Here is a 7,379-nt window from a genome sequence, read left to right as displayed (position 1 = left end):
CGCTACGCGCTACATCAGGCACTCCGGCGATGGTCGTTGAGCGCATTAATTATAATCAACAGGGTGAACTGATCGATTGTGGCATCGAATACTGGCGACATGACGCGATTTGTATTGAGTCGTTAGCCAAGCTTACTGTGGCCCGCTGAGGCTATGTCCGTTAAAACTAGGTCCGTTAAAACTAGGTCTGTTAAAGCTATGTTCGTTGAAAATTGAGCGCATTCAATGAAAAAGGCGACCTCTATTAAGTCACCTTTTTACTGTGTTATTGCTGTTTATGACTGAGTTTGTGCATCCGTTTGTTTGAGCTGTTTATGCCCATCTTCACTGACGCCACGTTTCCAGTAGCTGCTGATATAAATATAGTCTTTCGCTATCTCTTTTTCATTGCGAAAATACCCTCTTAGCGCGCGCATAGTATCAAATTCACACGCACACCATACCGAGCCATTCTCACCCAGCCAATTTTTCTCGATAACCGAAGTCGCCAAATTGGTGCTGCTATCTTTCACTACCCAAGAGATCTCTATGTTCTCCGGAGCCTGTAGTGCCTGTTTGTCATCCACATGCTCAATTTCAATTACTGCATAACCTTTTGCATCACGCGGTAAGCGTTTTAATTGAGCTGCAAGGGCAGGGATCGCGGTCATGTCAGCGGCTAAGAAAAACCATTTCCCATTGGGATTCAACCCTTGAGCTTTACCTGGGCCAGCGATTGAAATCGTATCGCCAATGGCCGTATGCATCGCCCATCTGACTGCAAATCCGCACTGCTTATCTTCCGCTTCGTGCCGTACAAAATCGATTTCAATGCGATTGTTGGTCGCATCAAAACTTCGAATGGTATAAGTGCGCATTATTGGGCGCTGATCAGGGGTTAACCGTGACAAATCAGTGCCACCATCTTCACTAAACAACAGCTTGATATAATCGCCTTCGTTTTCAAGTGTAAAATGCTCAATTGAGTCACCCTGTAACGTAATGCGTTGCAGGGAAGGCGAAATCTGCTGACTACCCACAACCGTGAGTGGATAGAAAGAGCGTTTAGGTTCTGTTTCTTTTTTCATTATTCTCTAGATTACCGTTTTGTCTTTTGTAGGTATAACCTTAAACTGAGTGCTTAATTGATTCAATGATAATAACTATCATTTACGTTATTTTACTTTGAAGAGATGGGAATATGTAACTTTGCAGATAAAAAGCCCCATACGCATAATGGTATGAGGCTTAATAATGCTCACATTTTGCTGATGTTTAAACTTCGTTAGGTGCAACTTCTGCAAGTTCATCCCGTTCGTTCATTTTTGATGCTTCAAGCATTTTTCGAACAACCAATGAAGCGACGATGGCCACTGCTACCATCACTACGGCTAAGATCGTGAGCATTTTAAAGTAGTCGCCATAAACGCTTTGGACGATATGCTGACTGATCACTTGACCTTTTTCTAATGCGATGGAGGTTGAGAACACCGCACCCACAATGCCGCTTAAGGCGATGGCGACTGAAAAGAGGCTAACCGAAAAGTTTTCGATGTGCTTGGGAGCCACTGACAAAATGAAGGCCACTACTAAACTACCAACAATGACTTCCGCAAAAGCTTGGAAGAAGTGGATCACCAAAAAGACTTCTGGTCTGATGACAACATCAGCACCAATATTCATGACTGCCATGGTTAAAATGCCAAATGCAATGGCGGTAAAGATGAATGCAAAGCCAATTTTAGTGGCTGTTGAAAAATTAATGCCTCGCTTTTCCAGTGAAGAGAAAGTCATAGCAATGACTGGCCCAGCAACAATGCACCACAGTGGGTTCATCGCCATTGATGCTTCAGGAGCGATTGGAATTAATCCAAATAAGTCACCACGCATCGTATTAATGGTTACCATGGTCATGGAGGTCATCATTTGCCCGTAATAGACAAAGAAACAGGTGGTGAGCACCGTCATGATAAGAATAGTGCCCATTTTCAAGGTATCGGATCGATTCGCTTTAAACATCAAAAAGATGAAGTAAAAAATGGCAGCTGCACCAATGGCATAAACGATGTTTTGACCGATGTCCATATTAGAAAACATGAAGAAAACTAGCCCAACCATCGCGCATGATACTGCACAAAAGGCGAGCCAGTTTTTCACGCTTACGGGAGCTTGATCAATCTCAGCTGCAGCATTCACTAATGATTTGTTAAACACAATTAAAGTGGCAAAGGCGAACGCTGCCAAAATGGCTGAGAGCATAAAGCTACCGTGAAAACCGATCACTAAAACAAACATCGGGAATAAATATTGGCCAAGTAATGCCCCCACATTGTTTACCGAATAATTGACAGGGTAACAGTTTTCAAAATGTTCTTGGGAGCTAAAAGTGCGTTTATATAAACTGGGGTAAGAAGGAGACATTAATCCGCGTGCGTAGCTCGCTAAAGCGATGCCTGCTAATGCCATCGCGACGTTGGTTGTTGAGGCACCCAGCACCAGTAGCGTGTAACCAAGAGCAAAAGCGCCGTAGGCAATGGTTAATGAACGATAAGCGCCAAGGAACTTATCGGCAATAAAACCACCAGCGATCGCAAAAAGGGGGCCAATGGATGAAAATGCTCCTACCACCATCATGGTATCAGCTTCGTTATAATCCAAATCTTCTAGAAAAAAACGGGTTAGGATAACCATTACCCCGTAAAATGATAAGCCAAACATCATTTGGCAGAACATCATTGATTTATTGAGTTTATTCCACATATTAATCTCTCCATGTAGTGGATTTTTAGAGTTTATTCCTGTGGATTTTATCATCGGTAGTTATAAATAAATTGAAACAATTATCGCAGAAACCTTACTTTATACACGAGCATTTCTAATGCGTGGCTATCGTTTGAGTAATGTTTAAAAAGTGATTGTTTATTTTATTTTTTGACTCAAGCACTATGCACATGTAGGAGTATTTACGTGTTACCAAACCATACGTTTTAATACTGCTGCTTTCTTGATGTCGATTGCTATGACACAAGTTTTATGGTGGCTGGAATGGAGAGAGAAAAATAACGATGGTAGCCGAGCATCTTTATATCGTATTAGGTAAACGACTTGTTGATCAGCAATTAACATTAGAAGGGCGTAGCCGTGTTGATGGCCTTGTTAAGGCGTTACAACGTCATGACATCGATCATAGTGTCATTGCCTTATGTGGTGGGCTCACGCTAGGGCAACAGATTTCTGAAGCGAAGGCTATGTATCATTACCTTCAATCGGAGCTTACTCGGCTCAATGTGTCACTTTTGAATAACCGCATTTTGCTGGAAGAACACTCGACCAGCACAGTGGAAAATATCGAAAACGTCGCGTTAGAGCTGCAAAAAAACGGTGACATTGACACGCAAAAAATACTACCAGTCACTTTCATTTCTAACGACTATCACTTGCAGCGTATTTTTGAAATTCAGCAATTAATGGATGAGCAAGGGTTACTGCGAGTGCTTAAACAACGCTGTGAAATGATGGAGATCACGCTGGCTATTTCACCGGATCTGCACGATCACCTAGCGGTGAAATACCCTTATACGCATTTAGCCGCGGAACTGTTTCTATTGGTCGATCAACTAACGACTTACCGTGTCTACCTTGAAGGTGTCGTGGCGGGCTCATTTCTGCGCGATCTCACGCAAGTGAGAGCCATTCCTTACCAAATAGCATATGAGGCTATTTTAGCGATCAACCATAAAATCGCAGACAACCCAAAGTGGGTTTTTGTTCGCTGTCTTACGGATTTATTGATGCAGTGTATCAATGCCACAAAGAGGGCGTTAAGTGTCAGTGAGATTCAACCTTATCTTATTTTGTTCGACAGCAACTTAACGTTATTGAATCGATATCTTGATCCTGAAAACCCGTGCGTCGGACGCTGGTGGCGTCAGGGATAGTAACAAGCGAAATAGATGAATCAAAGAGACCCCGCAATGCGGGGTCTTTGCTTTTTAGTCAAGCGACTTATTTCCTGACCAAAAACCGTTTTGAACAAAACAACGTGTTAAGCCGTTTCTAACGTACGCTCTTTGACCACGCTTAGACGCTCGCCATAAATTGGACGTAGTGCTGCCAGTACATGGTTACGAGTTAGCATACCGACAAACTTGCCATCTTCAAGGACGGGGAGATTTTGTGGTTTGTTCACTTTCATGCTTTTTGCGCGCTCTTCTAAAGAGAGTGAGCTAAAACGAGTAGCAATGCCCATGCTAGTGGTAGGGTATAACTGTTCTTTATCAATACATAAAAATTCGGCGATATCAATCAGACGGTCAGATGCATCGATGGCGATAACATCGCGGCTCATAAGATCCACCACTTTTTGCCCTTCGGTAGGGAGGTAGTCTTGGCACCATAAATCCACCATGACATCGTGAGCTGAGAAAAATCCGACCAAACGACCAGCCACATCAACCACAGGAGCACTATCGAGCTGGTTATCCAGCAACATATCAATCGCTACTGCGGTTGGCATTTCCACGCCTAGAGTTACAGGTTGGGTGTTCATAATGTCTTTAACTGTAATTGTTTTATTCATTTTCGTTTCCTTCACTGACGTAATTGTTGCTGTTTCCGTAATGGTGCTGATGTTTGCGGCTTTAAGTTGTGGACGGCGGAAAATAGACCAGTTGGCGAGGCCAACTAACACGGCACCGCCGACAATATTGCCCAAAGTCACTGGGATAAGGTTTGCCATCACAAATTGATGAATGTTCAAATCTGCGTAATGAGTGGCACTGACGCCGATCTGTTGCCAGAAGCTTTCTGGTGCAAAGTTTTGAATCACAATGCCTAAAGGGACCATAAACATGTTGGCTACGCAGTGCTCAAAGCCGCTAGAGACGAACATCGCCACAGGTAAAATTGTCATTGCGGCTTTAGTCATCGCGTTGGCAGAGCTGAACGTTAACCAAATAGCAAGACACACCAGTAGGTTACATAGCACCCCAAGAGAAAATGCTTGAACCGGTGTATGGTGCAGTTTGTGCTGCGCAATGTTCAGCGCATTCAAACCCCATTGACCATCATCCAACTGATAGAGACCAGCCCCAGTAACCAAAAGCAGTAAGAACATGGCACCAATGAAGTTACCGATATAGACCTTGCCCCAAATGGATAACATTTTGCTAAAGCTGATTTGTTTATTGGCCCAAGAAATGCTCGACAATACGGAACTAGTGAACAGTTCACCGCCACAAATCACGATTAAAATCAGCCCCATGCTAAAGGCTAAACCACCCGCTAACCGACTGAGCCCCCAACCTGCGTTAGCACTGCCTGTGGTGACAGTGATGTAGAACAAAAATGCTAAGCCGATAAAAGCACCAGCCATAATGGCAAGGCTCAGTGTCATACCGCTACTTTTCTTGGCTTTGCTTAATGCAAATTTCTCGGCTTCTGCCATCATCTCAATCGGTGAGAACAGCTGTTTATTTTCAGAGTAGGCTGCTGACATACACGCTCCCAAAGCTCAATTTCATAATTACCTCCCAAGTTCAAACAAAGCGTCATGCCTTGCTTCCTATACAGACTAACGAACGGGTCATGAAGTAGTAAAATTGATAATTTTTAGATTACTCATCAAATGAATTGATATGAATAAATGAAAGAGTAGAATAAAACCGTTTGCGCATATTAACTCCCTTGAAATTAAAGGTGTGGCGCGCAGTAGATGAAAGCTAAATAGGAAAAGCAGTGCGGTATTCACTCAAACAATTAGCAGTTTTCGATGCTGTTGCCGATAGTGGCAGCGTCAGTCAAGCTGCGGATAAATTAGCGTTAACTCAATCCGCGACCAGTATGTCGCTAGCACAATTGGAAAAAATGTTAGGTCGCCCTTTGTTTGAAAGACAAGGAAAGCAGATGGCATTAACTCATTGGGGAATGTGGCTTAGGCCGAAAGCGAAGCGTTTATTACAAGATGCTCAGCAGATCGAAATGGGCTTTTATGATCAGCACTTGCTTAGCGGTGAAATCAGTATGGGGGCCAGCCAGACTCCTGCCGAGCACCTCGTCCCGGACCTTATCAGCATTCTTGATAACGATTTCCCAGAGATGCGTATTGAGCTTGGTGTGAAAAGCACCAAAGGGGTGATCGATGGCATCCTCGACTACAAATATGACCTTGGTATCATTGAAGGTCGATGCGATGATAACCGTATTTCCCAAGAAGTGTGGTGTCGAGATCACCTAACAGTGATAGCTTCGGCTCATCATCCTTTTGCCAAATGTAAAACGGTGAGTCTTGCACAGCTTGAACAAGCCAAATGGGTGTTAAGAGAACACGGTTCTGGTACTCGCAATATTTTTGATAGCTCGATTCACCATCTTATTTCCGATTTAGATGTGTGGCGAGAGTACGAACATGTTCCTGTGCTACGCAGTATGGTTGCGAATGGTCCGTACTTAACTTGTTTACCTTACCTCGATGTAGAACGCTTTATTGAGAATGGCCAACTGGTAGCGCTCAATGTGCCTGATCTGAATATGGAAAGAACGTTGTCGTTTATTTGGCGAGCAGATATGGCTGAAAACCCGTTGGTTGAGTGCATTAAGCGTGAAGGACTGCGCATGATGAAAGGACGACCAAGCGTACTTTAAGCTTGTTAATCTGGGTTATGGTTTACTTTGTTACTTCTCAATATGGGGTGTGATAAGTGAAGCTATTGAGTGTTCGCATTTAGCATCAGGTCACACACCCTCATCACCTAATCTAACGCTCATGCTCGATTAGAAAGCACTTTAAATGTGTTGATTTATCGTTTGCGTCAACATTTCAATGAAATAAGTGTGCTTATTGCATTCACTTTGAGACTTTAATCACTAGTCATCCTCAATTGAAGCTTTTAATATCGGCACTTGATTTATTGATGTCGCTATAACAACGGCTTGTCAAATGACAGGCAGATAGCGGCTAAATGAGGGCGCTATGAGCACACTATTTGCGATTTCACTAACGACAGGCATTCTTTCTGGTGTTTGGGGCTGGATAGCTGTTTCGTTTGGCTTACTATCATGGGCTGGATTTTTAGGATGTACGAGTTATTTTGCCTCGCCAACCGAGGGTATTAAAGGTCTTGCAGAAAGTTTGATAACTAATATCAGTGGCGTTTTTTGGGCAATGGTGATTATTCATTCATCCAGTTTGGTGAGCTTGGATATTTTGGGTTACGTGGTCACTGCTGTGGTGGCATTTTTAATGTGCATTCAAGCGTCGAAAGCATGGCTTGGCTATATCCCTGGAACCTTTATTGGCGCTTGTGCCACTTTTGCTGCGGGTGGGGATTGGCAACTGGTTATTCCATCACTTATATTAGGTGGCCTTTTTGGTTTTGCGATGAAAACAAGTGGTATGTGGT

General features: G+C 43.3%; 7 protein-coding genes. 4 read left to right on the top strand and 3 right to left on the bottom strand.

Annotated features, from left to right (window positions below; translation table 11 throughout):
• The coding region (locus AACQ21_RS03010; RefSeq protein WP_146127539.1) for a UTRA domain-containing protein at window positions 1–149 on the top strand (149 nt) is incomplete at its 5' end.
• Window positions 150–275: 126 nt separating this feature from the next.
• Here AACQ21_RS03010 and AACQ21_RS03005 read toward each other — a convergent pair.
• Together AACQ21_RS03005 and AACQ21_RS03000 are read right to left on the bottom strand one after the other, a co-directional pair.
• Window positions 276–1,067 (bottom strand): siderophore-interacting protein, encoded by a 792-nt coding sequence (locus AACQ21_RS03005; protein WP_105976835.1) that lies wholly within the window; start codon window positions 1,065–1,067, stop codon window positions 276–278.
• Window positions 1,068–1,254: 187 nt separating this feature from the next.
• Window positions 1,255–2,739, bottom strand: coding sequence for a peptide MFS transporter (locus AACQ21_RS03000; protein ID WP_094151505.1), 1,485 nt, complete (start codon window positions 2,737–2,739; stop codon window positions 1,255–1,257).
• 305 nt (window positions 2,740–3,044) lie between these two features.
• Between AACQ21_RS03000 and AACQ21_RS02995 the strand changes: the two genes are divergently transcribed.
• Window positions 3,045–3,917, top strand: coding sequence for a YdcF family protein (locus tag AACQ21_RS02995; protein ID WP_105976834.1), 873 nt, complete (start codon window positions 3,045–3,047; stop codon window positions 3,915–3,917).
• A gap of 107 nt (window positions 3,918–4,024) precedes the next feature.
• On the opposite strand, the gene focA is transcribed toward AACQ21_RS02995, so the two are convergent.
• On the bottom strand, window positions 4,025–5,476 hold the full coding sequence (gene focA / locus AACQ21_RS02990) for a formate transporter FocA (protein WP_105976833.1): 1,452 nt from the start codon (window positions 5,474–5,476) through the stop codon (window positions 4,025–4,027).
• 239 nt (window positions 5,477–5,715) lie between these two features.
• Between focA and AACQ21_RS02985 the strand changes: the two genes are divergently transcribed.
• Window positions 5,716–6,621 carry a LysR substrate-binding domain-containing protein gene (locus tag AACQ21_RS02985; protein WP_013867825.1) on the top strand — a complete coding sequence of 302 codons (906 nt, stop codon included), beginning with the start codon at window positions 5,716–5,718 and terminating at the stop codon, window positions 6,619–6,621.
• Between the two features lie 328 nt (window positions 6,622–6,949).
• On the top strand, window positions 6,950–7,379 hold a 430-nt coding region (locus AACQ21_RS02980; RefSeq protein ID WP_105976832.1), incomplete at its 3' end, for a DUF1097 domain-containing protein.

Source organism: Vibrio sp. V01_P9A10T6, from assembly GCF_963877065.1.
Lineage (GTDB): Bacteria > Pseudomonadota > Gammaproteobacteria > Enterobacterales > Vibrionaceae > Vibrio > Vibrio anguillarum.
Note: the sequence above shows the minus strand (reverse complement) of the source record. Positions and strands in the feature narration are given on the sequence as shown.